Source organism: Ruegeria arenilitoris (assembly GCF_013035315.1).
Lineage (GTDB): Bacteria > Pseudomonadota > Alphaproteobacteria > Rhodobacterales > Rhodobacteraceae > Ruegeria > Ruegeria arenilitoris_D.
The window spans coordinates 1-25930 of sequence record NZ_WQHP01000008.1; the positions used below are offsets into that span (position 1 = coordinate 1).

Consider the following 25930-nt stretch of genomic DNA (forward strand, 5'->3'; position numbering starts at 1 on the left):
CCGCCGTCTCCGCCACCGTTGCCGCCGCCGTCTCCGCCACCGTTGCCGCCGCCGTTTCCGCCACCGTTACCGCCACCGTTGCCGCCGCCGTCTCCGCCACCGTTGCCGCCGCCGTCTCCGCCACCGTTGCCGCCGCCGTCTCCGCCACCGTCTCCGCCACCGTTGCCGCCACCGTTACCGCCGCCGTCTCCGCCGCCCGGACCACCTGGTGCTCCGCCGGGACCGCCTGGTGCTCCGCCGCCAGACCCACCACCAGACCCGCCGCCAGAGGAGCTACCTCCTCCAGAAGATTCGCCGCCCGAACCATTCTCACCGCTGGAGTTGGAGCCGCTCCCAGATGACTGGCTGGAATCACGATCTTCGCCATTCGAAGTCACCGCAGCGATCGTTCCAGTCGAAAAATCCGTCAACAATGCGGCCAAACCGGGGCACTGTTGCCCGGTTGCAGCCAGTATCGAATCGAAATCGGAATGCCGTTGCAATCGGTTCAGGAAACTCGGTGTCACCTGTGTGCACTCACACAGCGTCTGATAGTCCCCCGCGTTCGCCGCGATCCGTGCTGTCCGTGCGTCGCAAACCCCAGATGCAGCTTGCGCTGTGGTTACCAGAAGCGCCCCGACAAACGGAGAGGCCACCAAAGCCGAAACGCTAGATTTCAGTTTAATTCGCATCATTTAGCTCCTTGCGCCTTAACACCCAAGTGCGTCAGGGTCTTCGGTTACCAAGTGGGAGCCGCAAATGAAGCACGGATAAATACCCGCTGAAGATGCGTTAACTTTGGCTCACCACCACTCTTTAAACTCGGACACAACACCAGTTGTGACGGTCCGACAGGCCCAATATACAACATCTATTAAGACCGCCACATCAAAAGTGGCAGAAAAGTGTCAAAATTTTGGAGAGGTATCCGTGATGCAACTATCGACGTCTGCGGCAATCATAACTGGCGGCGCGTCAGGTCTGGGTGAGGCCACCGCCCGCTATTTCGCAGAACAGGGCGCACAGGTGACAATCCTGGACCGCGACGCTGAGCGCGGCCCGAAAGTGGCCGCAGAGATCGGCGGGCATTTTGCGGAAACGGATGTGACAGACGAAGCCTCGGTCGCGCAGGCAGTCGAGCACGCGATGAGCAAGATGGGCCGCATCACGGCGGCAGTGAACTGCGCCGGGATTGCTTACGGGATCAAGACGGTCGGCAAGGATGGCCCCCACCCTCTGGATGCGTTTCAGCGCACAATCGACATCAATTTGGTGGGCACGTTCAACGTTTCACGCCTGGCCGCCGCAGAGATGGCCAAGAACGATCCCGAACCGGACGGTGCGCGCGGCGTGATCATCAACACCGCCTCGATCGCGGCGTTTGATGGGCAAAAGGGACAGGCCGCTTATGCAGCGTCGAAGGGTGGCGTGGTCGGAATGACACTGCCGATGGCACGCGATCTGGCCTCAACCGGGGTTCGGGTGATGACCATTGCACCGGGGATTTTCATGACCCCGATGCTGGCCGGTCTGCCCGAAGAGGTGCAGCAGCAACTGGCGGCCGATGTCCCCAACCCTGCCCGTCTGGGCGATCCGCGCGAATACGGGCGGCTGGCCGGGTTCATTGTCGAGATGGGATATCTGAACGGAGAGGTCATCCGCATCGACGGAGCGCTGCGCATGCGATAAGCCTGTCCCATGACCGAGTGGGAAAAAATGCAGTCCGGGCAGTGGTATTGCTGCCTGGACCCTGAACTGGAAGCCCTGCGGGCAAGGGCGCGCCGCGCAGTGCATGCGCACAACACCTGCCCGCCAGATGCACGCGATGCGATGGCCTTGGAACTGAAGGATTTGTTCGCTGAAACCGGACCGGACTGTTATCTTGAAGCCCCGTTTCATTGCGCCTACGGGCTGAACATCCAACTTGGCGCGCGGGTCTATTTCAATGCAGGTTGCGTGGTTCTGGACACGGCCTCAGTTCGGGTCGGAGATGACACAATGTTCGGCCCTCATGTGCAGATCTACTGCGCCCAGCACGCCAAAGACCCGGCGGAGCGCGCACAGGGTCTTGAGGTTGGTCTGCCGGTGACCATTGGCCGAAACGTCTGGGTAGGCGGTGGCGCAATCCTGATGCCCGGCATCACCATCGGCGACAACGCCATCATCGGCGCAGGAAGCGTCGTGACCAAGGATGTCGCTGCCGGGGAAACCGCCGTCGGTAGTCCGGCCCGGCCGATGGCCTAAGCGCCCTCGGCCTTTTCTTCCAACGTTAGCCACTCTTCCTCGGCCGCGGCCAGTTTCTCCTGTCGCTCAACCAGAGCCGCGGTCGCTTTTTGGAACTTGACGGGCTCTCGCGTGAAAAGCTCGGGGTCGGACATCAGTTCCTCAAGCTTTCCGATCTCTGCCTCAAGGCGGGCGATCTCGGCAGGCAGCTTCTCAAGTCGGTGCATTTCCGAGAATGACAGACCAGATTTCGGCTGCGCCTCTTGCTTTTGCTTTGGCTTGGAAGGCTTTGCTTTGTCAGCCTTCTTTTCCGTCACATCACCGCGCTGCGCAATGTAGTCAGACCATCCGCCCGCATAGACGGTTGCGCGGCCGTTCCCCTCCATCGCGATAGTTGTGGTGGCAACCCGGTCCAGAAAATCCCGGTCGTGGCTGACCAGAAGAACCGTACCGTCATAGTCGTCCAACAACTCTTGCAGCAGGTCCAGTGTTTCGACATCCAGATCGTTGGTCGGCTCGTCCAGAACCAGCAGGTTCGACGTCTTGGCCATCAGCTTGGCCAGCAACAAACGGGCTTTTTCTCCGCCCGACAAGGACTTAACGGCCGCTCTTGCCTGCGCATCGTCAAACAGAAATTCCTTGAGATAACCAACGACGTGTTTGGGTTGACCACCCACCATCACCTGATCGGCTTTGCCCGAAACCCGCATTTCGGGATCTCCGGTCAGGCTGTCCCACAGGGTCATTTCCGGGTCCAACTGTGCACGGGTTTGGTCAAAAACGGCAATCTCAAGGTTGGTGCCCAGCGTTACCGAGCCTTCATCCGGCTGTTCCTGACCCAACAACATCTTCAGCAGCGTTGTTTTGCCCACGCCGTTCGGACCGACAAAGGCCACGCGATCACCACGCTGCACCAACAGATCAAAATTTCTGACGATCTGTTGCGCGCCAAAAGACTTGGCCAGGCCCTTGGCTTCGATCACTTTTCGGCCCGACTTTGGCCCTGCCTCCAATGTCATGGCGGCAGCACCCTGACGCTTGATCTGCGCCGCCTTCTCGGCCCGCAAAGCCTGCAGCGCCCGGACCCGGCCCTGGTTCCGCTTGCGGCGAGCACTGATACCTTCAACGGCCCACTTGGCCTCGGATTTGATCAGACGGTTCAGCTTGTGGCGCTGCTGATCCTCTTCCTCCCAGACCTTGTCGCGCCACGCTTCAAACGCCTCGAACCCCTGTTCCTGTCTCCGGACCATGCCACGATCAATCCACAGCGTCGCGCGGGTCAACGCGCGGAGGAAGGCACGGTCGTGCGAAATCAGCACATAGGCCGCGCGAGTTGATCCCAAATCGCGCTCAAGCCAGGCAATGGCTTCGATATCCAGATGGTTGGTCGGCTCATCCAACAGCATAAGGTCGGGCGCTTCGGCCATCAGCTTGGCCAGTGCCGCCCGCCGCCGCTCCCCACCTGAGGCGGTTTCAACCGCGCGCGAGGGATCGAACTTGAGCCCCTCACCCGCACGTTCGACCTTGTACAATTCGCCGGGTTCCAACCCGCTGGAGGCGTAATCGCCCAGCGTGGCAAATCCCTGCATAGTGGGGTCTTGTTCCATGTATCCAACGGATTTTCCCGGAGGGATCACGATCTCGCCCTTGTCGGGCTCGACCAGACCGGCCATCACTTTCATCAGGGTGGATTTACCGGACCCGTTGCGCCCCACCAGCGCCACTCGGTCGCCCGGCTGAACTACCAGATCAAGCTCGGAAAAAACCGGATCACCCCCGAAAGTCAGGGAAATGCCGGACATCTGTAACAAAGGAATTCTCGCCATGCCCGCCAGCTAAACCGGCAGGCCCAGAGCGTCAACGGCGTTTAGCCCGCGACCGCCCGTAACAAACGTTTGCGCGCCGGGGGAATCGCACCAATCTCCAGACCGGTGAAGACGTGCAGCGTGTTCATGTGCCGGTCTACCACCGCATGATCACTGACCCATCCCCCCATCATAAGGTAGGTGCGCAGCAATGGTGGCATCCGAAGCATGGCCTTTTTGGCATCCGGTTTGCGGCGCAAGCGCGCGGCGAACCGGAACACATTCGGGGCCTTGACCCGCGGCAGCCAGCGTTTTGGCGCCAGATGCCGATGTTTGAGCATGGCAAAGGCGTCCAGATATTCGGCCGTTTCAGTTCCGGCAAAGGACGAACAGCCAAACAGCATTTCGATGTTGTTTTTGTCCACGTAAGTGGTCATCGCCCCCCAGGCGACCCGTAGGATGTCGGGATCGGTCCAGTCGGGATGAATGCAAAACCGACCCATTTCGACCATGCGTCCTTCGAAACCCCGCAGCGCTGCAAGATCGTAGAACCGGGCTGAGTAACTGCGATCAATCTCGGACCCGTGTTCGATGGTCAACATCCTGAAACAACAGACAATCTGGTGGTTCGCGCGGGCATCCTCAATCAGGATATGGGCGCAGACCGGGTCGAAATCATCCTTGTCGGGCTGACCCGTGCCAAACGCCAATGTGCGCAAATCCTGCGCCGCCGCCACGTCCTCGGGGGACTGCGCCAATCGCGCCCGATACCTGCCCTTACCAAGCAATAGTGCCATGGTCGCATCCTCCGCGGTTGCTGACCTGTTTCCTGTTGCTGCGCTTCTACCACAGAACGTATGACCGTCCTGTGACCAGAACAAGATGCGGCGTGTTTACTGGGTCGCCCCCGGAATATTGGCTGGGTTAAAGTTGCCGATGTTACCCAGCAGCTGACTGAGGAAGTTTCTGTTGGTCACAGCGGATTCGGTCACGCGGCGGTCCAGAACAACCACATAGCCGTCCTCAAGCCCGAAGCGCTCGATGTTGCGTACGACGCCGCGTTGGTCAAAGCTGATGGCGACCAGTTCACGGGAAACGACCTCGGGGCGTTTCGGTCCGTAATGGCGCACGCGCGAGCGGACATAGTAAAAGCCCGAATCCCGCACCAGACCGGTTGAGCTGGGCGCGCCGATAGTTTCCAGGACGCTTTCGCGGCTGTCGACGCCCACTTTGATCTCGGCCAGTTGATCAGAAGGAGGGATATATCCGTGATTCTTGAAGACGGGCGTACAAGCGCCAACCGCAACCAAACAGGCCGCAAAGACAAGCGTTCTGGACGCTGGTTTCAACCTGTTCACAACCTTCAACATTTACATCCTCTTGCCTTGGGACCTTGCGGACCCTATCCGATTACATAAACCGCAGCCCCGGTTCAACACAGGAAAGGCTCACGAATGAGCAACAAGACATCTCTGCGGGTGGCCGACCTGCCCCAAAACGCGCCGACACCATTTGAATTGCGCCCCGACACACAAGTGCTGGACGCTATCCGCGCCGATTTGGGGCTGTTGGGCCTGCGCAAGGTCAGTTTTGTGGGTGACGTTAGGGCACAAGGTAAGCGTGACTGGATTCTGAACGGAAAACTCGGTGCCACGGTGATTCAGCCCTGCGTCGTGACGCTTGAGCCGGTGACGACGCGCATCGACGTGCCTGTATCGCGCGTGTACTTGGCCGACTGGTCCGACCCGGACGAGCCCGAGTTCGAAATCCCCGAAGGCGATGAGACCGAGCCGCTGGGTGCTGAAATCGACCCTGCATCCGTCATGATCGAGGCGCTCTCGCTTGCCCTGCCGCAATACCCTCGCAAAGACGGTGCCGCGATGGAACAGGCCGATTTTACCGAACCGGGCAAACAGGCGATGACAGACGAAGACGCGAAACCGTTTGCCGGGCTGGCGGATTTGCGCGACGCGTTGAAAAAAGACGAGTGACAGAGGTCTGATTTCCTGTCATAGCAGGCCTCCAGAAAAATCGCTTGAACATGTCGAGAATCGCAGTATTTTCGCGCGCTCATCGGAATTTGGGTTGGACATTGCGGGGCTCGTCGCCTAAACGCGCGTCAAACCACGAGAAAACGAAGAATGAAACCCGGCCAGCAGCGAATCTGCCGGCCCTTAATAGACAAAGGTTGAGACCATGGCTGTCCAACAGAACAAAGTTTCCAAGTCGCGCCGCAACAACCGCCGCGCACATGACGCTCTGGTTGCTGCAAACCCGAACGAATGCCCGAACTGCGGTGAACTGAAGCGCCCGCACCACGTTTGCGCGTCCTGCGGCCACTATGATGACCGTGAAGTCGTCGCTCAGGCCGACGAAATCGACCTGGACGAAGACGCGGCCTAAGCCTCATAACTCGTAGGCTAAGGCATGACGGAACAGCCCACGCAAACCGGACGGATTACCATCTCGGTTGACGCTATGGGCGGAGACTCGGGGCCCGCGACTGTTGTTGCGGGCATTGCCAAATCGGCAAACAAGAACCCCGACATTGCGTTCGTCTTGCACGGCCCCGAGCAGGTTTTGCGTAAACTTGTCGCCAAACGGCGTGTCCTGCAGGGGCGCGTCGTTTTTCGTGATTGCCCCGACGTGGTCACGATGGAGGACAAGCCAAGCCAGGTTGTCCGCAGCGGCAAGCAGACCTCGATGTGGTCAACGCTGGAATCGGTGCGCCAAGGTGAGGCGCACGGAGCGGTTTCGTGCGGCAATACAGGCGCGTTGATGGCGCTGTCGATGATACGACTGCGTAAACTGCCGGGCGTAAACCGTCCGGCGATCGCGATTCTGTGGCCGTCGCGCAACCCGCAAGGCTTCAACGTGATGCTGGATGTGGGCGCGGACGTCCGCGCCGATGCCAAGGATTTGCTGCAATATGCGCTGATGGGCGCGTCGTATGCCCGCAACGGCATGGCGCTGGATCGGCCCCGGATCGGGTTGCTGAATGTCGGCACCGAAGAACACAAAGGCCGGGCCGAGCTCAAAGAAGCTCACGCCATGATCGCCGAGTTCGCGGAGCAGGCCAATTTCGATTTCGTAGGCTTCGTGGAAGGCAGTGATATCCCCGGCGATAAGGCCGATGTCATTGTTACCGATGGTTTTACCGGAAACGTCGCGATCAAAACAGGCGAAGGCACCGCCAGCCTGATCGGCGATCTGCTGCGTGAGGCGTTCAAGTATTCCCCCCTTTCCCGGCTTGCATCGGTTCTGGCGATCACCTCGCTGAACCGTTTGAAGAAACGGATCGATCCACGCCGTGTGAACGGCGGGGTATTCCTTGGCCTCAACGGAACCGTGGTCAAGTCACATGGTGGCGCAGATGCCACCGGCGTATCGGCAGCCGTCAAACTGGCCTTTACCCTGGCCCAGTCCGGATTTGCCGAAAAATTGGCGGCACGGGTTGCATCAACAGCCCAGCTTGCACAAGATGCCGCCCACGTACCGCCAAAGGCGGGCGAATAACAATAAAAGGCAGTAACCCAAAATGGCAGGCCGTTCAGTTGTTGTAGGTGTCGGACACTATTTGCCAGAGCGCATCGTTCCGAATTCCGAATTTGAAAAGACGCTCGATACGACGGATGAGTGGATCAGAACTCGTTCGGGTATCGAACGCCGCCACTTTGCAGCCGACGATGAGACAACATCGGATCTCGCGACCAAGGCAGCCGAAGCCGCGCTGGCAGATGCCGGTCTTAAGGCCGAAGACATCGACGCCATCGTTCTGGCAACCTCAACCGCTGATCTGACTTTCCCCTCGGCCGCGACGATGGTGCAGTCGCGGCTGGGCATGACGAACGGATTCGCCTTTGACGTTCAGGCCGTTTGTGCCGGGTTTGTCTTTGCGCTGACCAACGCCAACGCCCTGATCCTCTCGGGACAGGCCAAGCGGGTTCTGGTCATCGGTGCCGAGACGTTCTCGCGCATTATGGACTGGTCGGACCGGTCCACCTGTGTGCTGTTTGGGGACGGCGCCGGTGCGCTTGTGCTGGAACTGCAAGAGGGTGAAGGCTCCGCTCAGGATCGTGGCATTCTGGCGACCGACCTGAACTCGGACGGGCGCTACAAGGACCTGCTGTACGTCGACGGTGGCGTGTCGACACAGTCGACCGGCCACCTGCGCATGCAGGGCAATCAAGTCTTCCGCCATGCCGTTGAAAAGCTTGCGAAAACCGCCGAAACCGCTTTGGGCCGCGCGGGGCTGAGCAGTGCTGACGTCGACTGGATCGTGCCCCATCAGGCCAATATCCGTATCATCCAGGGCACCGCCAAAAAGATGGGTCTGCCGATGGAGAATGTCGTCGTAACCGTACAGGATCACGGCAATACTTCGGCTGCGTCGATTCCCCTGGCCCTGTCCGTTGGCAAGGCACGCGGCCAGATCAAGCCCGGAGACCTGATCGTGACCGAGGCGATTGGCGGTGGTCTGGCCTGGGGCGCTGTGGTTCTACGCTGGTAACCGGCGCAAAACGGCTTACACAGCCGCTCGCAATTCATTGATATTGACAGCGAATTTCCCGTCACCATATGCTTTGATAGCAACAGGGGAATTGGTATGGGCGATAAAACACTGACGCGAATGGATCTGAGCGAGGCTGTTTTCCGCGAGGTTGGCCTTTCACGCAACGAAAGTGCCCAGCTTGTGGAAAGTGTGTTGAACCACATGTCTGACGCCTTGGTCCGTGGCGAACAGGTCAAGATTTCGTCGTTCGGCACCTTCAGTGTTCGGGACAAAACCGCCCGCATCGGCCGCAACCCCAAAACCGGCGAAGAGGTTCCAATTCAGCCCCGCCGGGTTCTGACGTTCCGCCCGTCGCACCTGATGAAGGATCGCGTCGCCGCAGGGAATCGCAAGTAAGTTCGGGACGAAACGGTCATGAGCAAGTCCCCCGACGCCTTTCGCACAATCAGTGAAGTTGCGGACTGGCTGGGCGTTCAGGCTCATGTTCTGCGATTCTGGGAAAGCCGGTTTACGCAAGTAAAACCCGTGAAGCGCGCTGGTGGGCGGCGGTACTACCGGCCGAACGATATGCGCCTGCTGGGGGGCATCAAGAAGCTGCTGCACGAGGATGGGATTACCATCAAAGGCGTGCAGCGTATCTTACGCGAACAGGGTGTATCTTATGTCTCGGGCTTGTCGCCCAGCTTGGACGAACCCGCCCCGATCGAAGGCACCAAAGCGGACGACAGCGTTGTCGTTCCCTTCGCCGCCAAACCCGCCGCGACCAGTGGCCAGATCGATCTTGATCTTGGCGACCCGACACCGGCAGCAGAAACGGCAGAGCCTGCCCCACAACCTGTCAAAGCTGAACCATCCCCGGAAGCCGACTCGCCCCCACCTCAGGCGGCAGAGCCCGCGCAGCCCGAACCAGAGTACCTGGACGAAGCCCCCCTGCTAGGCGGAATCGCCACGCAGGCTTGGGAACGGACCGAGTTTGATGACGATCTGCTGCGTAAGATCGCACCCATCGCCAAAGACTTGCGCGCTGTTATCAACCGAATTGAGAACCGGTCGGCAGGATAAGAAAAAAGGCGATGATTTCCTCTTGCCCCTGCCGGGAAAGTCTTTATGAACACCTCAACGTCGGGCTATGGCGCAGCCTGGTAGCGCGTCCGTCTGGGGGACGGAAGGTCGCAGGTTCGAGTCCTGCTAGCCCGACCAAATCACACCGACGTTTATGGCAAACAGGCCAGATCCCGCTCTGGCATCAGGGGGGATCGGAATGACAGGTGTATGCCCAAACCAGCAGATCGAGGCAATGATCGGGCGTGGAGAGCTGTCCGCGAGCCCCGAGATCATCCCGGCGCAGGTTCAGCCAGCCAGCCTTGATTTACGTTTAGGAACAGTAGCTTACCGCGTGCGAGCCTCGTTCCTTGCCGGTGAAGGCCGCTCGGTTGCGGACCGGCTGGCCGAGTTTGAAATGCACCGCATCGACATCACCGACGGCGCCGTTCTGGAAAAGGGCTGCGTCTATCTGGTGCCACTGATGGAATCCTTGGCATTGCCCGCCGACACAAGTGCCGTCGCCAACGCCAAAAGCTCAACCGGGCGACTGGACTTGCTGACCCGCACGATCACCGATGGCGGAACCGAATTCGACCGCGTGCCAGCTGGCTATGCCGGGCCTCTTTATGCCGAGATTTGTCCCCGCTCCTTTTCGGTACTGGTGCGTCCGGGCATGCGCTTGAATCAGATCCGCTTTCGCCAGGGTCAGGCTGTGCTTAGCGACACGGAACTGACCACCCTGCATAACGACTCTCCGCTGGTCGATGGACCGGCCGTAATCCAGGACGGGCTGGGTTTTTCGGTCGATCTGCAACTGCCTGACACCGATCTGGTGGGTTATCGCGCGAAACCTCATACCGGTGTGATCGATCTGGACCGGATCGGAGAGTACGACCCGCAGGAATACTGGGAAGAAGTGCGCACCTCCGATGGCCGCATCATTCTGGACCCCGGAGCGTTCTACATCCTTGTCAGCCGCGAGGCGGTTCATATCCCGCCCATGTACGCGGCAGAAATGGCCCCTTATTTGGCGATGGTAGGCGAGTTCCGGGTGCACTATGCGGGGTTCTTCGACCCCGGTTTTGGCCATGCCGCAGCCGGCGGCGCAGGATCACGGGGCGTACTGGAAGTGCGTTGCCACGAAGCTCCCTTCGTGCTTGAGCACGGACAGGTCGTCGGACGGTTGGTCTATGAGAAGATGGCCGAGATGCCTACGCAGCTATATGGCGCGGGCATTGCATCTAACTATCAGGGACAGGGCCTGAAACTGTCCAAGCATTTCAAGGCTGTCGGTTAAAACTTCATAAACCGGCGCATCTGCCGGGTGATCTGCTGCGCCTGTTTCATGTTCTGCGGCGGCATCGGTGTCTTGTTTTGCGCAGTTGGCTTGCCATCTGACTGTTGATCCGACTTGCTGCCCATCCGGCTTGCCATGTCAAACCCCTTGTCGACACCTTTGGTGACAAGGCGGCGCATAACCTGGCGAACAATCATGTCGATGATCCGATTGGCGTTCATTGCTCAACTCCTCAATTGGTCCTCAACATAGGCGATTCCTGCGGCAACAAAAGGGCCGCTTGATCACTCTTCCTCGAAAAGCTCGGTCTGATCTTCATCTTCTTCGTCATCACGCCCCTCGCCCAGCGGGATGGTACCCGGCGGTGGCCGGTTCTCAAGCAATCCGGCGGCGCGAAGTTCCTTTAGGCCCGGCAGATCGCGGGCGTTTTCAAGCCCGAAATGATCCAGAAACTGGGGCGTCACAACAAAGGTGACCGGGCGGCCGGGTGTCATGCGGCGACGGCCCAGCCTGATCCACTCCATCTCGAGCAGTTGATCAATCGTCCCGCGCGAGACCGAGACGCCGCGGATCTCTTCGATCTCGGCCCGTGTGCAGGGCTGGTGATAGGCTACAATGGCCAGCGTTTCGATCGCTGCACGGCTCAGTTTGCGGGTCTCAACCGTTTCCTTTTGCATCAGGAACCCCAGATCCGGGGCGGTACGAAAGGCCCACGCGTCCGCCACGCGAACGACGCGAACACCGCGCCCTTCATAGCGTTTCTGAAGCATTTCAACCGCTTGCGCCGCATCGCTGCCATGAGGCATCCGCGCCTCAAGATCGGCGATCGTGACCGGTTCGGCGCTGGCGAACAGAACGGCCTCGACCATGCGTTCCTGTTCGGCCAATGGGGGCGCTTCGAACAGGGTGCCGGTGCCTTCGTCTTGCGTGTCGTCAGTCACGTGTGTCAGTCCTCTTACGCAGATGGATCGGGGCAAAGGTGTCGCTTTGCTTGATCTCCATATGTCCTTCTTTCACCAGCTCCAGCGAGGCCGCAAAGGTCGCCGCCGTGGCCGAGCGCCGCCGCACCGGATCAGCATCCCAGCCGTCGGGCAAATACGTCTCCATATCCGTCCAGGTGCCCGCGAACCCGATCAGCGGCCGCATCCGTTCAAGCGCCTGTTCCATGGTGAATACGGCGTCGCGATCCATGACAAAGGGGCGGAATTCGTCACGGGTCCGGATCCGAGCATAGCCCTGCATCAAGTCCAGCAACGTGGCGGAGTAGGTTACGGTGCGGATGCGGGTGACGTCTTCGCCCTGCCCGCGTTTGAAGAAATCACGCCCCAGCTGATCCCGCGCCATCAAACGCGCGGCAGAGTCGCGCATGGCCTGCAGACGCTCCAACTGGAACGCAAGGTGTGCGGCCAGTTCTTCGCCCGAGGGACCTTCGTCATCCGGGTCGGGCGGCAACAGCAAGCGCGATTTCAGAAAGGCAAGCCAGGCGGCCATCACCAGATAATCGGCGGCCAGTTCAATCCGCAACGCCCGCGCCTTTTCGACAAAGGCCAGGTATTGCTGCGCCAGCGCCAGAACCGAGATTTTCCGCAGGTCGACCTTTTGCGTCCGCGACAAGGTCAGCAGAACGTCCAGAGGGCCTTCGAACCCGTCGACGTCAACGATCAGCGCTTCGGCCGCAAGACGATCCGCGACCGAGACCGGGTCTTCGCTGAATAGATTATCGTTCATATACCTGCCCGCCCATTAGGGCAGATAGTTCCGCCTCGGCGGCTTGGATGTCAAGTTCCGCAGGCTTTTGTCGCATCGCCAGCGCCTTTTCTGCGCGTTTCTGCGCCTGCTCGGACATCTCTCCGGCGGCATTCAGCACCTTGGCGCGGGCCTCAAAAGACCCGTTGCAGTGCAAAACCACGTCGCAGCCTGCATTCAACGCCTGTCGGGCGATCTCCTCTGGTGCACCGCTGAGCGCCTTCATCGAGATATCATCGGTCATGATCAACCCGTCGAACCCGATCTTGTCGCGGATCAGGCCGATCATTGTCGGTGAAATTGTAGCTGGCTGTGGGTCGATCCGGTCATAGACCAGATGCGCGGTCATCCCCATCGGCAGATCATTCAGCGCCCGGAACGGGGCGAAATCTGCCTGCTCAAGCTGGTCTTGGGTCAGGTCCACATGTGGCAGGTCGTGGTGGCTGTCCAGCGTGGACAACCCGTGACCCGGCATATGTTTCAAAACGGGCAGTACACCGCCGTCCAGATGTCCCTTGGCCACGGCCCGACCAATCCCGGAAACGAGTTTGGGGTCAGCACCATAGCAACGGTTTTTCAGAAACGGATGCGTCTCGTCCCGCGCCAGATCGACCATCGGGGCGCAGTTGCTGTCGATGCCCAGTTCGAACAGCTCCTGCGCGATCAGACGATAGCGCAAGTACATCGCGCGTTCCGCCTGATCCCCGGCGCGCCCGGCATGGTTCAGCGGCGGCATCCATTCGCGGGCCAAAGGGGCGCGCAGACGCTGCACACGGCCTCCTTCCTGGTCGATTGTGATCGGGCAATTGCGCCCGACCGCTTCGCGGAAATCGTCGCACAGGGCACGCACCTGATCGGCGCGATCGATGTTGCGCGCAAACAAAATGAACCCGAACGGGTTCATTTGGCGGAACAATCGCTTTTCTTCGGATGTCAGGCGCAGGCCTTCGGCATCGGTAATCGCAGCGCCGAATGTCACCGCACGCTCACCGGAATACAGTCCGCTCCCTGCGCTACAAGCGCTGCACAGAACTGGCGCGAGTCACTCAAATCTTCGAACCCGAGAACACGCAGACGATAAAAGGTGCGTCCACCGCTTGAGGTTTTCTGGATAACGCGCTGTTTACCATCCATATATTCGCCAAACCGGCCATTCAGACGATCCCATTCCGCAAGCGCAATGTCCGAGCTTTCATAAGCCCCCAACTGCGCCAAGCGTGTCCCCTTGGACAGAGAATTAGGGTCAACGTCCAGTCCAACGGCCGCTTTCACAGCGGCGTTGATCGCAGCTTCGGTGTTGCTGTTGGCAGAGATCCCACTGGGCGTGGTTCGCGCGGGTCGTGTGATCGGACGCAGCGACCTGCGCACGCCCGGCAAGGCGGCCAGTTCTGGGTCCGGCAACTGAGCAGCCAGATCGGCGGGGTCAATGGCGGGTTCTTCCTCGGGCAAGGCCAACGAGGCCAGCTGCACGCCCTGCTCTGTCGGCACTTCGGGCTTCGCGGCCTCACCCGCCAGTTCAGCAACCAAAGCGTCCACGGTGTTCTGACGCAGCTGAGCCGCTTCCTGATCCGAGATCTCTTCCTCGACCACGTGCACAGCCTGCGTGGGTTTCAATGGCTCAATTGGCGTGTCTTCTTCGGTCAGGGATACCGGGCGCGGCGCAAGGATCAGGCGATCCGCCGGAGCTTCTGCCGTACCAACCGCTGCAACGGCATTGACGGCAAGCCCCTGGTGGTCGGCAGGTGTGCCGCCGGGGTTCTCTGGCTGAATACGCATGGGCCCTTCGATGGCACGCACAACGGGAACGCCGCTGACATCACGCATCACCAGCTTGTAACCCCAGACACCGATCCCAGCGACCAGTGCCAGAGACGCAACTGCGCCCATGACATTGACAATACGGCCCAACCCGGCCCCGCGAGGTGCCTGTTCATACCCGTGAAAGTTATCGGAATAATCATACCCATCCTGAGGATGCGGTTGATTCGTGTAATGCATCTCCTCGGGGCGCATTTGCCCCGAGTAATCGTAATTCGCCATGTCCGCCTCACCGCCCGTATCGCGCCAGAAAATAAGGCGCGCGGGTCATTTCTTGCCTACCTCGTACCGGTGCGTCGGGCGGTGTTAGTTACCGCATCTCCTGCGCCGGAGTGACGCCAAGAATACCCAAGCCCGCTGAAATCACAACAGAAACACCCCGGGCCAATGCGATTTTCGACTGGCTTGTGGCAACATCGCCATCCTGAATGAAACGCAGCGACAGCTCATCATTGCCCTTGTTCCACAGCGCGTGGAAATCGCCAGCAAGTTCATACAGGTAGAAGGCCACGCGGTGCGGCTCATTGGTGCGTGCGGCAATCTCGACCAGACGCGGCCATTCAGCCAGCTTCTTCGCAACAGCCAGTTCCGAGGCGTGGTCGATCTTGCCCAGATCGGCCCCTTTAAGGGTGGCGTCATCTGTGGCGATATCTGCCTCGGCGGCGCGACGCAGAACGCTCATCACGCGGGCATGGGCGTATTGCACGTAGAAAACGGGGTTCTCGCGGCTCTGTTCCAACACCTTGTCGAAATCGAAATCCAGCGGCGCGTCGTTCTTGCGGGTCAGCATAACGAAACGGGTCACATCGGGACCAACCTGATCGACCACATCGCGCAGGGTGACAAAGTTCCCGGCACGTTTGGACATCTTAAACGGCTCGCCATTCTTCCACAGCTTCACCAGCTGAGTCAGCTTGATATCCAGCGGCACTTTGCCGTCGGACAGCGCCGACACAGCCGCCTTCATCCGCTTGACATAGCCACCGTGGTCGGCACCAAACACGTCGATCAGCGCATCAAAGCCACGGGTCACCTTGTCATAGTGATAGGCGATATCCGGTGCGAAATAGGTCCAGCTACCGTCCGATTTCTTGACCGGGCGGTCGACGTCATCGCCATGCTCGGTCGACTTGAACAGTGTCTGCTCGCGCGGCTCCCAATCCTCGGGCTTTTTACCCTTTGGCGGTTCCAGCACGCCTTCATAGATCAGGCCCTTTTCGGTCAGAGACTCCAGCGCAGCCTCAATCCGGCCTGTGCCATAAAGCGATTTCTCCGAGAAGAAGATGTCCATCTCAACGCCCAGCGCCTTCAGGTCGGCACGGATCAGGTCCATCATCGCGTCGGTGGCAAAGTTGCGCAGCTCTTCCAGCCACTCGCTTTCTGGCTTGTCGATCAGGCTGTCGCCGTATTTCTCTTTCAGCGCCTCACCGATCGGGATCAGGTAATCACCGGGGTACAGACCTTCGGCAATCTCGGGGCTCAGGCCATTGGCTTCGCGGTAGCGTTCGTACGCGGACCGCGCCAGAACGTCGACCTGCGCGCCGCCATCGTTGATGTAATATTCCCGGGTCACGTCGTGGCCCGAATAGGCCAGTAAGCTCGCCAGAGCGTCCCCGAACACCGCGCCGCGCGTATGGCCGACATGCAAAGGACCTGTGGGGTTAGCGGAGACATACTCAACGTTCACCTTCTGGCCATGCCCCATGGTCGAGCGGCCATAGTCGGTGCCCTTCTCAAGCACAGCAGCCAGAACGCTCTGCCACACGGATGGTGCTAGCCGCAGGTTCAAAAAGCCCGGTCCGGCTACTTCGGCACTGGTGATCCGGTCATCCGCCGCTAGCTTCCCGGCCAGAACATCGGCAATGTCGCGCGGCTTCATCTTGGCCGGTTTCGCCAGCACCATCGCCGCGTTGGTCGCCATGTCGCCATGTGCGGCATCGCGCGGCGGTTCGACCGCCACGTTGTCAAAGCTCAGCCCCTCGGGCAAAGCGCCTTCGGACTGCATCTGTGCCAGCGCGTCCAGAACGAGGCCGCGGATCTCGGAAAACAGGTTCATTTCGGATGTCCTTTTGCTTGCCCGGCGGTTTACCACGCATCACGGCAAGGTCAATGGAAGCCATCAGTTTAGGCTTGGATAAGCGATAAACCCGGCTAAGCTCGGCGGAAATTCCAACCGGAGAGCCCCCATGCGCCTTGCCCTGCCCCTCGCCTTTGTCCTGACTTCAGCCGCACCGCTCTGGGCGGAGATGCCCGCGCCCCAAGGACATGTGCTTTTGACCCTTGGCGGAGCAGTCACAGAAACCAACCTGCCTGCTCGCGGCGAAAACGACGGCGGCCTGCTTGGGTTCCTGGAGGTCCAGCATAGCGGGGCCGCCGGTTTCGATGCCACCATGCTGGACGGGTTGGAGCAGGTCGAGATCACCATTCCCTACGGCCCCGAAGACAATCAGCGCGACATCGCCTTTTCCGGGCCCCGACTATCCGACCTGATGACTATGGCCGGGGCCGAAGGAAAAACCGCCAAACCGATGGCGATGGACGGCTATCAGTCCGAAATCACTTGGGACAGTATTGCCGCCCACCAGCCCATCGTCGCAACCCATGCGGACGGGGCGCCAATGGGCATCGGCGGCTACGGCCCGACCATGATCGTATTCCCGCCGACCGATGACGAAGACCTGGCCTCGGAACAGGCCGGGCAGCAGGTCTGGGCGCTGGCCTATATCGGGATCGAGTGATCAGGCACCGGTGAGCCTTGCATGATCCTGCAGCGCAAACCGGTCCGTCATACCCGCGATATAGTCCGACACGATCCGAGCCAGCGCGGTCTCGTCCCGGGACGCTTCGATATCCTCATGCCATCGGGCCGGCATTTGTTTGGGATCGTTCAGATAGATCGGAAACAACTCTTCAACGACCGTACTGACCGTTGCACGCACTTCCATAACACTGGGTGCACGGTACATCCGGTTAAACAGAAAAGCGCGAATCTCTTTGAGTTGCGCCCATAGGCCGTTCGAGAACTGAATCACCGGATAGCCCAGATTGCGAATATCCTCGACGCTCTGCGCACCCGAATTGGCGATCAAATCGCGCGAAGTGTCGATCACGTCAGACACCATGACGCCAAAGACCCGCCGCAATGCCTCATGCCGGCGGCGATACGAGTCCAGCCCCGGGTACTTTCGGTCCACATCGGCGTAGCAGTCGCCAACAATCGGCAATTGCCGGATTTCATCATCAGAAAACAGCCCCGCCCGCAACCCATCCAACAGATCGTGATTATTGTAGGCAATGTCATCTGACAGCGCGGCAACCTGCGCTTCGGCACTGGCGTGCGTGTGCAGTTCGAGATCGAAACCCTCATTGCATTCGGCCAAGGCCCAGGGCAAATCCCCCAGGACGGGGCCATTATGCTTGGCGATCCCTTCCAGGCATTCCCAGGTCAGGTTGCAACCATCAAACTCGGCATAGTGGCGCTCCAGCCTGGTCACGATCCGAATGGCCTGCGCGTTGTGGTCAAATCCGCCATAAGGTTGCATCAGCGCGTGCAACGCGTCTTCGCCGGTATGTCCAAACGGGGTGTGCCCCAGATCATGGGCCAAGGCGACAGCCTCGGTCAGTTCCGGGTTCAGACCCAAAGCCCCCGCAATCGTACGCGCAACCTGCGCCACTTCGATAGAGTGTGTCAGACGCGTTCGGTAACTGTCGCCCTCATGTTCGACAAAGACTTGCGTCTTGTGTTTGAGCCGCCGAAAGGCACTGGCATGAATGATCCTGTCCCGATCACGCTGAAAGCATGACCTGAAACTGCTCTCCTCCTCTGGCACCAACCGCCCCCTCGCGCGATTGGGGTCCGAGGCAAAACCCGCTCTTTCCAAAGGTCTTGTCCTTGTCGCCTGTCCTAAGCTTTCATATATTGTAGCCTGATCGGGAAATAAACCTTTGGAGTCCGGCATGAATCTGCCTCCGACAGTCACAGAACGCGCCTTTGAACGCCTGGCCGAGATCGGCGCGGCGAAGCAGGGTCAAGCGTTGCGCGTTGCCGTCGAAGGCGGCGGATGTTCCGGTTTTCAATACGAAATCGCGCTGGACGAGCCAAAAGAAGATGACCTTGTGCTGGAAGGCAAAGGCCAAAAAGTCATCGTCGACTCGGTGTCCTTGCCGTTTCTTGAAAATGCCGTGATCGATTTTACCCAAGAACTGATCGGTGCGCGGTTTGTGATCGATAACCCCAACGCCACCTCCTCTTGCGGGTGCGGTACCTCGTTTTCGATGTAGCGCCGGCGGGGGCTTTGCCCCCACACCCCCAGGATATTTTCAGCCAGATGAAGCAGGGATCTGCTCTCCGACCGTGACGCCGGAGAGCTTCACCTGGCGCGGTCATCGGCGTCCCCGCCTGTACCGCTCAACTGTTTTCGCTGCCATTGGTTAACGATCCGTTTCTTCATCTGGCCAAAAATATCCCGGAGCGCGAGGCAGAGCCTCGCAACCCGGCTATCCGCCTTGCCGCTGGGCTGGATCTGCGCGATAGGTTGCAACAAGGTTTCGGAGGATCGCGCATGAAAATCGCTACGTTCAATATCAACGGTGTCAAAGCGCGGGCCGAGGCTCTGCCGCGATGGCTGGACGACGCGCAGCCCGACGTTGTGCTGCTGCAAGAGATCAAATCGGTCGACGAAAACTTCCCGCGCGAACTGTTTGAAGACCGCGGATACAATGTCGAAACACATGGTCAGAAGAGCTTTAACGGGGTCGCGATCCTTTCGAAGCTTCCGTTGGAGGACGTGTCCCGCGGTCTGCCTGGTGACGACGAGGACGAGCAGGCGCGCTGGATCGAAGCCACCGTAATCGGCAAGCGAGCGCTTCGCATTTGCGGCTTGTACCTTCCCAACGGCAATCCTGTGCCCGGCCCGAAATATGAGTACAAGCTGGCATGGATGGAGCGTCTATACGATCGAGCCCGCGATCTGCTGGCCAGTGAAGAACCCGCTCTTATGGCAGGGGATTACAACATCATCCCGCAAGTCGAAGACGCCAAGCGCCCCGATGCGTGGCGCGAGGACGCCCTGTTTCGTCCGGAAAGCCGGGCTGCGTTCCGCAAGATCCTGAACCTTGGCTTTACCGAAGCTTTTCGAGCCGTCACCCAAGGCCCCGAACACTATTCCTTTTGGGATTATCAGGCCGGGGCTTGGAACAAAAATGACGGCATTCGCATCGACCATTTCCTGCTAACACCGCAGGCCGCTGATCTGATGCGCGATTGCCGCATCGATGCCGAGATACGAGGGCATGAAAAACCGTCAGACCATGTCCCGGTCTGGGTCGATCTGGACCTGTGACCGCTCAGGCGGTTGCGTCGTAGCTGTAGATCCACTCGTATTTTCGCGACAATCGCGGACCAATCGCCATCAGCGCCGCTTGCGCCGCCAACCGCATCGGGCCACGCAGGTGGAAATTGCGGGCATTTGCCCCGGCAGTTGCGACCACTTTTTTGGCTCGAGAGCGGCGGCGGGATTCGTACATCTCCAACGCTTGCTGAATGCCCGATTGGTCGTCAAATGCACGGGCCAGAACACATGCGTCTTCCAGGGCGAGACAGGCGCCTTGCGCCATGAAGGGCAACGTCGGATGGGCCGCATCGCCAAGCAGAGCGATCCGTTCGTTTTGCCATGTTTGCGCAACAGGACGCAGAAACAAGGCCCAGATGTTAGGTTCCTGAACCTGTTCGAGGATTTCCCCGACAAGTCCGCCGAAATCAGAAAATCGCGCCCTCAAATCCTCGGGGTCGCCGCGCCTGTTCCAGCCTTCCTCCTGCCAGTCAGACCGCTCTTCGATCGCAACGATGTTCATCAATGTATGGTCGCGCAAAGGGTATGTCACCACATGCCGCCCCGGCCCCATGGTCAAAACGGCGCACGGTTTCAGATCGCGGCGCGCCCAGGGGATCGTGGCCCGCCAGGCCACCTGATGTGTGAATTCAGGTGCTTCGGGTCCGTTCAGGTCAGCGCGGATTTGGCTACGTCCGCCATCGGCGGCAATCACACAATCGGCGCTAAATCTGGTGCCGTCCTCCAGAACAATTTCGGCGTCGGATGGATGCTTGTGCACCTGTGCAACCTGTGCGCCCAGCCGAAATTCGACACCTTCCCGAAGTGCTGCCTTGTGCAGCAATCCCAACAAATCGGCCCGATGAAAATAGTAGGTCGATCCAGCAGCCGGTGCCGGAATTTCGCTGACAGACCGGCCGGCCCGATAATCGCGCAACACCGTTCCGTAGGACCGCAATCCCGCCTCAGGTGTGTCGCCCACAACGTTTAGGGCGCGCAGGACGACCATTCCGTTCTCGCTGATCTGCAGACCCGCGCCAACTTCGGTTAATTCAGCGGCCTGTTCGAAAACCGTGACCTGGGCACCGCGCTGCTGCAGCGCCAATGCCGCCGCAATGCCGCCTATGCCGCCACCGATGACGCCGAATTTCAGACCGTTGATTTTCATCCCCCCGGCTTAACGCAAAAACGCCGGAGCGAAAGGCCCCGGCGTTTAAGAAATTGTGATTTTCCAGCGATCAATCGTCGCGGTGGACCTTCTCGCGGCGCTCGTGACGCTCTTGCGCCTCAAGCGTCATGGTCGCGATCGGGCGCGCATCCAGACGTTTCAGCGAGATCGGATCACCCGTCATCTCACAGTACCCGTATTCGCCTTCATCGATCCGGCGCAGGGCCGAGTCGATCTTGGCGACCAGCTTACGCTGCCGGTCCCGGGTGCGCAGTTCCAACGCGCGATCTGTTTCCTCGCTTGCGCGGTCTGCTACGTCCGGAATGTTACGGGTGTTGTCTTGCAGCCCTTCGATCGTGTCGCGGCTGCCTGCCAAAAGTTCATTCTTCCAGTCCAGCAGCTTGCGACGAAAATACTCCAGCTGCTTGTCGTTCATAAATGGTTCGTCTTCGGCTGGACGATAATCCTCGGGCAGAAATACTTCCTGCTTCATTTTTGCTCCCTCGGTGTGGCCTGCAACGCCGGTCACCTTACCTTCACCTGACATGCGGCAATCCCCTTCTGCGCTGCATTTATCCGACGACGCGGGGAATGTCACTATGCAAACGTCGCCCCACGCAGCGTCATGCTGAATTGTCTAAATATGAGACTTACAACAAGAAAACCTTGTTTTTCTGTGGAATTTAGCGGGCTTTTTTACGGCGATCACGAATGTGCGGGACCCGATTCCAACCCGCGAATCAACCAAAGGCCTTGGAGTCGCTGATCAATTTTGCCGGACACGACGCAGCGACCTGCCTTGTCAAATTTTTCGCCCCGCTATAACCCCAAGAACAGATGCCGCGCGATATTGAATGAGGGGCCCATGACCGCACGTTTCCAAGGTACAGCCGAGTATGTTGCAACCGATGACCTGACCATCGCGGTAAATGCTGCCGTTACGTTGGAGCGGCCACTGTTGGTCAAGGGCGAACCCGGAACCGGCAAGACTGAGTTGGCCAAACAGGTTGCGGGCGCGCTTGGGCTGAAGATGATCGAGTGGAACGTGAAGTCCACCACCCGCGCACAGCAGGGCCTGTATGAATATGACGCCGTCAGCCGCTTGCGCGACAGCCAGCTGGGCGACGAGCGTGTGCACGACGTGTCGAACTATATCCGCAAGGGCAAGCTTTGGCAGGCGTTTGATGCTGACGAAAAAGTTGTTCTGCTGATCGACGAGATCGACAAAGCGGATATCGAGTTTCCAAACGACCTGTTGCAAGAGCTCGATAAGATGGAGTTCCACGTCTACGAAACCGGCGAGACCATCCGGGCCAAGAACCGCCCCATCGTCATCATCACCTCGAACAACGAAAAAGAACTGCCCGATGCGTTCCTGCGGCGGTGTTTCTTCCACTACATCCGTTTCCCGGACGAGACGACCATGCGCAGGATCGTCGAGGTCCACCACCCGGGCATCAAGGACGCATTGCTGACAACGGCTCTGACTCAATTCTACGAAATCCGAGAAACGCAGGGCTTGAAGAAAAAGCCCTCGACCTCGGAAGTGCTGGACTGGCTAAAGCTGTTGCTGGCCGAAGACCTGACGGCCGAAGACCTCAAGCGCGACGGTGCAAACGCCCTGCCCAAACTCCATGGCGCGCTGCTGAAGAACGAACAGGACGTTCACCTGTTCGAGCGTCTGGCCTTTATGGCACGCAGCAAACGCTGAGAAAATGAACACTCGGTGATCCCCGCTTGCCTTGCGGGGTGCCGGGTGTCAGCATTGGCGGCAGGGCCGTCCGGCGTTGTCGGGCATTCCAACCCGACGACTAAGGAGCCACCTTTTGCCTGACACCCTCACGATCCGAGCACTACAGCTCTCAGACCGCGCCCAATGGGCCGAAATGTGGCGCGATTATCTGGCCTTCTACGAAACTACGGTGCCCGATCAGACCTATGACAGCACCTTCGCGCGCTTGCTGGGGAATGATCCCAACGATTTCTCATGCTTCGTGGCCGAGGCGGATGGCCAGTTGGTGGGGCTGACCCACTACCTGTTTCACCGTCATGCCTGGAAAGAAGAAAGCGTCTGTTACCTGCAGGACCTGTACGCCCGGCCCGAAGCGCGCGGCACAGGTGTCGGTCGAGCCCTGATCCAGGCGGTGTACGACGAGGGTGACCGGCAGGGTGCGCCCTCGGTCTATTGGCTGACGCAGGATTCCAACCACACGGCGCGTAAGCTGTACGACCGCATTGGCAAGCAAACACCCTTCATCCGGTATCAACGCCCATGATCCGCTGGGCCGCGCTTCTGTTTGGCTTGGCAGTGGCCGGGTGCACCTCGGTTCAGACGCCCGAGCCGCAGACCCGCGTGCGTGTGATCGAGGCGCAGTTGCCTCCGGCCAAGGCGTTCTCGGCCACGCGCCCCGTGGCTCCGGCCCGATCAAACAAGAACATCGCGGCGGATTTCATTTCGTTGCACTTCGCGCTTGAGGGCGGAACCACCCTGCCCGTCTTTACGCGGTTCGAAACACCGATCACCGTGCGCCTGACCGGGACACCTACACCGTCGATGCAGCGCGATCTGACGCACCTTTTGGGTCGCCTGCAGCGCGAAGCAGAGATCGACATCAAACAGATCCCCGCAGACCAACAGGCCAACATCACGATCCAGGCCGTTAGCCAAGAGCAGATCCAACGCATCCTGCCGCAAGCTGCCTGTTTCGTGGTGCCCAACGCCTCGAGCTTTGAGGAGTACCGGAAGGATCGTCGCAAACGCAAAAGCAGCTGGACCGCGCTGCGCAGTCGCGAACGTCTGGGTATTTTCATCCCCTATGATGCCAGCCCACAGGAAAAGCGCGACTGTCTGCACGAAGAACTGGCACAAGCGCTTGGGCCGCTGAACGACCTCTACCGCTTGCCGGACTCGGTGTTCAACGACGACAATATTCACACCATTCTCACCGGCTTCGACATGCTGATCCTGCGCACGGCTTATGCACCGGAACTGCGCAGCGGCATGACCCGCGAACAAGTGCAGGCCACGCTGCCCACCATTCTCAGCAGGTTGAACCCGCGCGGAGATGCGCTGCCCGCGCAAGAGGTCTCGGCCACGCCGCGCGAATGGATCAACACGGTCCAGAAATCACTGGGTTCAAGATCCAGCGCACGCACCCGAATGAAAGCCGCGCAACGGGCGGCGCAGATCGGGAAAGAACAGGGCTGGACAGACCACCGCCGCGCCTATCCACACTATATCCTTGGCCGCATGGCGCAATTCGACGACCCGCAAGAAGCGCTGCAGCAGTACCAGATTGCCATGCAGTATCTGCGCGCAACGCCAGGTACGGACATCCATCAGGCCTATGTGACGACGCAAACGGCGGCCTTTGCTCTGGCGCAGGGAAAAGGGCCTGAAATCCTGCCCGAGTTGGACCGGGCAATCGCGGTCATGACACGTGCGGAAAATGCCTCGCAACTGGCGACGCTGTTGCTGTTGAAATCCGAAGCGCTAAATCAGGCCGGACGTCCGAAACAGGCACGTTCCGTCAGGCTGGACAGTCTGGCATGGGCGCGATACGGCTTTGGCTCGGACGTCGTGGTACGGTCGCTGATGCAGGAAGTTGCCGAAGCTCCGACCACCAACAACAGAGGCGGGTAACGCATGGTCGTAGTAATGGGAATGGCAATTCTGGGCGCAATCCTGGGGGCGCTGACGGCACGCAAACGCAATGGCAGCGGCGCGGATATGGCCCAATACGCAGCAGGCTACGGCATCGCCTTTGCGCTTGTTGGTCTTGTCCTGTCGCTCATCCTTGTTCGACTGGTGGTGTAAGCGATGTTTCTGCCCTTTTTCGAAAACCTCCGCAAAGTTGGAATTCCTGTCTCACTGCGCGAGTACCTGACCTTTCTGGAGGGGATGAAAAAGGGCCTGGCCACCTATGATGTCGAAGCCTTCTACTACCTCGCCCGCGTGTCGATGGTGAAGGACGAACGGAATATCGACAAGTTCGATCAGGCTTTTGCCGCCAGTTTCAAAGGTCTGGAAGAGATCAGTTTCGATCAGGTGCTCGAAGCCGTGGACATCCCCGCTGAGTGGCTGGCCAAGATGGCCGAGAAACACCTGTCTGACGAAGAAAAAGCCGAGATCGAAGCCATGGGCGGCTTTGAAAAACTGATGGAAACGCTGCGCGAGCGGCTCAAGGATCAGGAAGGTCGCCATCAGGGCGGAAACAAATGGATCGGTACGGCCGGGACGTCTCCGTTCGGGGCCTATGGGTACAACCCCGAAGGCGTTCGGATTGGCCAAAAAGAAAGCCGCCACCAACGGGCGGTCAAAGTCTGGGACAAGCGTGAATTCAAGAACTTGGACGACACGGTTGAGCTTGGGACGCGCAACATCAAGGTCGCTTTGAAACGCCTACGCCGCTGGGCGCGCGAGGGCGCGGCCGATGAGCTTGATCTGGACGGCACCATTCGCGCCACCGCCGAACACGGCTATCTGGACGTCAAAACACGACCTGAGCGTCACAACGCGGTCAAAGTGCTGCTGTTTCTGGATGTGGGCGGTTCGATGGACCCGCATATCAAGGTCGTTGAAGAACTATTCTCGGCCGCACGGACCGAGTTCAAGCATCTGGAATACTACTATTTCCACAACTGCCTTTACGAAGGCGTCTGGCGCGACAACGTCCGCCGCTGGGATCAGCAGACCCCAACCCATGAGGTGCTGCGCACCTATGGGCCCGACTACAAGTGTATCTTCGTCGGCGATGCTTCGATGAGCCCCTATGAAATCGCCTATCCCGGCGGAGCGAATGAGCACTGGAACCAGGAGGCCGGACAGGTCTGGCTGCAGCGCGCGCGCGAACAGTGGACATCGAACCTGTGGATCAACCCGGTGCCCGAGAAATACTGGGAATACACCCATTCCATCAGCATGATCCGCGAGATTTTCGAGGACCGCATGGTCCCGATGACTCTGGCCGGGTTGGAACAGGGCATGCGCGAACTGACGCGTTGAGG

The 25930-nt window shown here is 59.5% G+C and carries 30 protein-coding genes and 1 tRNA gene; 18 read left to right on the forward strand and 13 right to left on the reverse strand.

Annotation, left to right across the window (positions count from 1 at the left end; all coding sequences use genetic code 11):
- Positions 1-674, reverse strand: a 674-nt coding sequence (locus GOV53_RS21205; RefSeq protein WP_217361260.1) for a hypothetical protein, incomplete at its 3' end; no start/stop codon positions are given.
- Positions 675-912: 238 nt separating this feature from the next.
- On the opposite strand from GOV53_RS21205, the gene GOV53_RS16540 reads away from it, so the two are divergent.
- Together GOV53_RS16540 and GOV53_RS16545 are read left to right on the forward strand one after the other, a co-directional pair.
- On the forward strand, positions 913-1668 hold the full coding sequence (locus GOV53_RS16540; RefSeq protein WP_170468430.1) for a 3-hydroxyacyl-CoA dehydrogenase: 756 nt from the start codon (positions 913-915) through the stop codon (positions 1666-1668).
- Positions 1669-1677: 9 nt separating this feature from the next.
- Positions 1678-2223 carry a sugar O-acetyltransferase gene (locus GOV53_RS16545; protein WP_170468432.1) on the forward strand — a complete coding sequence of 182 codons (546 nt, stop codon included), beginning with the start codon at positions 1678-1680 and terminating at the stop codon, positions 2221-2223.
- Here GOV53_RS16545 and GOV53_RS16550 read toward each other — a convergent pair.
- The 3 genes from GOV53_RS16550 to GOV53_RS16560 form a co-directional block, all read right to left on the reverse strand.
- On the reverse strand, positions 2220-4028 hold the full coding sequence (locus GOV53_RS16550; RefSeq protein ID WP_254439313.1) for an ABC-F family ATP-binding cassette domain-containing protein: 1809 nt from the start codon (positions 4026-4028) through the stop codon (positions 2220-2222). The genes GOV53_RS16545 and GOV53_RS16550 overlap by 4 nt on opposite strands.
- 41 nt (positions 4029-4069) lie before the next feature.
- A complete protein-coding gene (locus GOV53_RS16555) occupies positions 4070-4804 on the reverse strand; it encodes a GNAT family N-acetyltransferase (protein ID WP_170468434.1) in 735 nt (244 codons plus the stop codon).
- 96 nt (positions 4805-4900) lie between these two features.
- Positions 4901-5377, reverse strand: coding sequence for an outer membrane protein assembly factor BamE (locus GOV53_RS16560; RefSeq protein WP_170468436.1), 477 nt, complete (start codon positions 5375-5377; stop codon positions 4901-4903).
- An 84-nt stretch (positions 5378-5461) separates the two neighbouring features.
- On the opposite strand from GOV53_RS16560, the gene GOV53_RS16565 reads away from it, so the two are divergent.
- The 8 genes from GOV53_RS16565 (at position 5462) to GOV53_RS16600 (ending at position 10861) form a co-directional block, all read left to right on the forward strand.
- The gene (locus GOV53_RS16565) at positions 5462-5998 is read left to right on the forward strand and encodes a YceD family protein (protein ID WP_170468438.1); all 537 of its coding nucleotides are present in this window, start codon (positions 5462-5464) and stop codon (positions 5996-5998) included.
- A 205-nt stretch (positions 5999-6203) separates the two neighbouring features.
- Positions 6204-6410, forward strand: coding sequence for a 50S ribosomal protein L32 (rpmF, locus tag GOV53_RS16570; RefSeq protein WP_008756996.1), 207 nt, complete (start codon positions 6204-6206; stop codon positions 6408-6410).
- 24 nt (positions 6411-6434) lie between these two features.
- Complete coding sequence (gene plsX, locus GOV53_RS16575; protein ID WP_170468440.1) at positions 6435-7523, forward strand: phosphate acyltransferase PlsX; 1089 nt, start codon at positions 6435-6437, stop codon at positions 7521-7523.
- Positions 7524-7545: 22 nt separating this feature from the next.
- Positions 7546-8517, forward strand: a complete 972-nt coding sequence (locus GOV53_RS16580; protein WP_170468442.1) for a beta-ketoacyl-ACP synthase III — start codon at positions 7546-7548, stop codon at positions 8515-8517.
- 96 nt (positions 8518-8613) lie between these two features.
- Positions 8614-8916, forward strand: coding sequence for an integration host factor subunit alpha (gene ihfA / locus GOV53_RS16585; protein ID WP_008755922.1), 303 nt, complete (start codon positions 8614-8616; stop codon positions 8914-8916).
- An 18-nt stretch (positions 8917-8934) separates the two neighbouring features.
- Positions 8935-9582 (forward strand): MerR family transcriptional regulator, encoded by a 648-nt coding sequence (locus tag GOV53_RS16590; protein ID WP_170468444.1) that lies wholly within the window; start codon positions 8935-8937, stop codon positions 9580-9582.
- Positions 9583-9643: 61 nt separating this feature from the next.
- Positions 9644-9720 (forward strand) — tRNA-Pro (locus tag GOV53_RS16595).
- A 61-nt stretch (positions 9721-9781) separates the two neighbouring features.
- Positions 9782-10861 (forward strand): 2'-deoxycytidine 5'-triphosphate deaminase, encoded by a 1080-nt coding sequence (locus tag GOV53_RS16600; protein WP_170468446.1) that lies wholly within the window; start codon positions 9782-9784, stop codon positions 10859-10861.
- Here GOV53_RS16600 and GOV53_RS16605 read toward each other — a convergent pair.
- The 6 genes from GOV53_RS16605 to argS form a co-directional block, all read right to left on the reverse strand.
- Entirely contained in the window at positions 10858-11082 is a 225-nt protein-coding gene (locus GOV53_RS16605; RefSeq protein ID WP_170468448.1) for a hypothetical protein, read from the reverse strand. The two genes, GOV53_RS16600 and GOV53_RS16605, sit on opposite strands and share 4 nt — an antisense overlap.
- A gap of 63 nt (positions 11083-11145) precedes the next feature.
- Positions 11146-11802 (reverse strand): SMC-Scp complex subunit ScpB, encoded by a 657-nt coding sequence (scpB, locus tag GOV53_RS16610; protein WP_437436800.1) that lies wholly within the window; start codon positions 11800-11802, stop codon positions 11146-11148.
- Positions 11795-12589, reverse strand: a complete 795-nt coding sequence (locus GOV53_RS16615) for a segregation and condensation protein A (protein ID WP_170427778.1) — start codon at positions 12587-12589, stop codon at positions 11795-11797. Before GOV53_RS16615 ends, scpB begins: the two co-directional genes overlap by 8 nt.
- Complete coding sequence (gene nagZ / locus GOV53_RS16620; protein ID WP_170468450.1) at positions 12579-13586, reverse strand: beta-N-acetylhexosaminidase; 1008 nt, start codon at positions 13584-13586, stop codon at positions 12579-12581. The genes GOV53_RS16615 and nagZ overlap by 11 nt, the downstream gene beginning before the upstream one ends.
- A complete protein-coding gene (locus GOV53_RS16625) occupies positions 13583-14647 on the reverse strand; it encodes an SPOR domain-containing protein (protein ID WP_170468452.1) in 1065 nt (354 codons plus the stop codon). Before GOV53_RS16625 ends, nagZ begins: the two co-directional genes overlap by 4 nt.
- Before the next feature lie 88 nt (positions 14648-14735).
- Positions 14736-16481: an arginine--tRNA ligase gene (gene argS / locus GOV53_RS16630; RefSeq protein ID WP_170468455.1), complete on the reverse strand. Its 1746-nt coding sequence runs from the start codon at positions 16479-16481 to the stop codon at positions 14736-14738.
- Positions 16482-16611: 130 nt separating this feature from the next.
- Between argS and GOV53_RS16635 the strand changes: the two genes are divergently transcribed.
- Positions 16612-17163 carry a hypothetical protein gene (locus tag GOV53_RS16635; RefSeq protein WP_170468457.1) on the forward strand — a complete coding sequence of 184 codons (552 nt, stop codon included), beginning with the start codon at positions 16612-16614 and terminating at the stop codon, positions 17161-17163.
- On the opposite strand, the gene GOV53_RS16640 is transcribed toward GOV53_RS16635, so the two are convergent.
- Positions 17164-18306: a deoxyguanosinetriphosphate triphosphohydrolase gene (locus tag GOV53_RS16640; protein WP_170468459.1), complete on the reverse strand. Its 1143-nt coding sequence runs from the start codon at positions 18304-18306 to the stop codon at positions 17164-17166. It abuts the gene before it with no gap.
- A 76-nt stretch (positions 18307-18382) separates the two neighbouring features.
- Here GOV53_RS16640 and GOV53_RS16645 point away from each other — a divergent pair, with 76 nt between their 5' ends.
- Positions 18383-18706 carry a HesB/IscA family protein gene (locus tag GOV53_RS16645; RefSeq protein WP_170468461.1) on the forward strand — a complete coding sequence of 108 codons (324 nt, stop codon included), beginning with the start codon at positions 18383-18385 and terminating at the stop codon, positions 18704-18706.
- Positions 18707-18987: 281 nt separating this feature from the next.
- The gene (xth, locus tag GOV53_RS16650; protein ID WP_170468463.1) at positions 18988-19767 is read left to right on the forward strand and encodes an exodeoxyribonuclease III; all 780 of its coding nucleotides are present in this window, start codon (positions 18988-18990) and stop codon (positions 19765-19767) included.
- 4 nt (positions 19768-19771) lie between these two features.
- Here xth and GOV53_RS16655 read toward each other — a convergent pair whose 3' ends face one another.
- Together GOV53_RS16655 and dksA are read right to left on the reverse strand one after the other, a co-directional pair.
- A complete protein-coding gene (locus GOV53_RS16655; RefSeq protein WP_170468465.1) occupies positions 19772-20923 on the reverse strand; it encodes an FAD-dependent monooxygenase in 1152 nt (383 codons plus the stop codon).
- 70 nt (positions 20924-20993) lie between these two features.
- On the reverse strand, positions 20994-21416 hold the full coding sequence (gene dksA / locus GOV53_RS16660; RefSeq protein WP_170382828.1) for an RNA polymerase-binding protein DksA: 423 nt from the start codon (positions 21414-21416) through the stop codon (positions 20994-20996).
- A 372-nt stretch (positions 21417-21788) separates the two neighbouring features.
- Here dksA and GOV53_RS16665 point away from each other — a divergent pair, with 372 nt between their 5' ends.
- The 5 genes from GOV53_RS16665 (at position 21789) to GOV53_RS16685 (ending at position 25928) form a co-directional block, all read left to right on the forward strand.
- Positions 21789-22634 carry an AAA family ATPase gene (locus tag GOV53_RS16665; RefSeq protein ID WP_170468467.1) on the forward strand — a complete coding sequence of 282 codons (846 nt, stop codon included), beginning with the start codon at positions 21789-21791 and terminating at the stop codon, positions 22632-22634.
- Between the two features lie 115 nt (positions 22635-22749).
- Positions 22750-23199 carry an N-acetyltransferase family protein gene (locus GOV53_RS16670; protein WP_437436801.1) on the forward strand — a complete coding sequence of 150 codons (450 nt, stop codon included), beginning with the start codon at positions 22750-22752 and terminating at the stop codon, positions 23197-23199.
- Positions 23196-24566, forward strand: a complete 1371-nt coding sequence (locus GOV53_RS16675) for a DUF2927 domain-containing protein (protein WP_170468469.1) — start codon at positions 23196-23198, stop codon at positions 24564-24566. The genes GOV53_RS16670 and GOV53_RS16675 overlap by 4 nt, the downstream gene beginning before the upstream one ends.
- A 3-nt stretch (positions 24567-24569) precedes the next feature.
- Positions 24570-24740: a hypothetical protein gene (locus GOV53_RS16680; RefSeq protein WP_170468471.1), complete on the forward strand. Its 171-nt coding sequence runs from the start codon at positions 24570-24572 to the stop codon at positions 24738-24740.
- A gap of 3 nt (positions 24741-24743) precedes the next feature.
- Complete coding sequence (locus tag GOV53_RS16685) at positions 24744-25928, forward strand: vWA domain-containing protein (protein WP_170468473.1); 1185 nt, start codon at positions 24744-24746, stop codon at positions 25926-25928.
- The last annotated feature ends 2 nt before the right edge of the window (positions 25929-25930 follow it).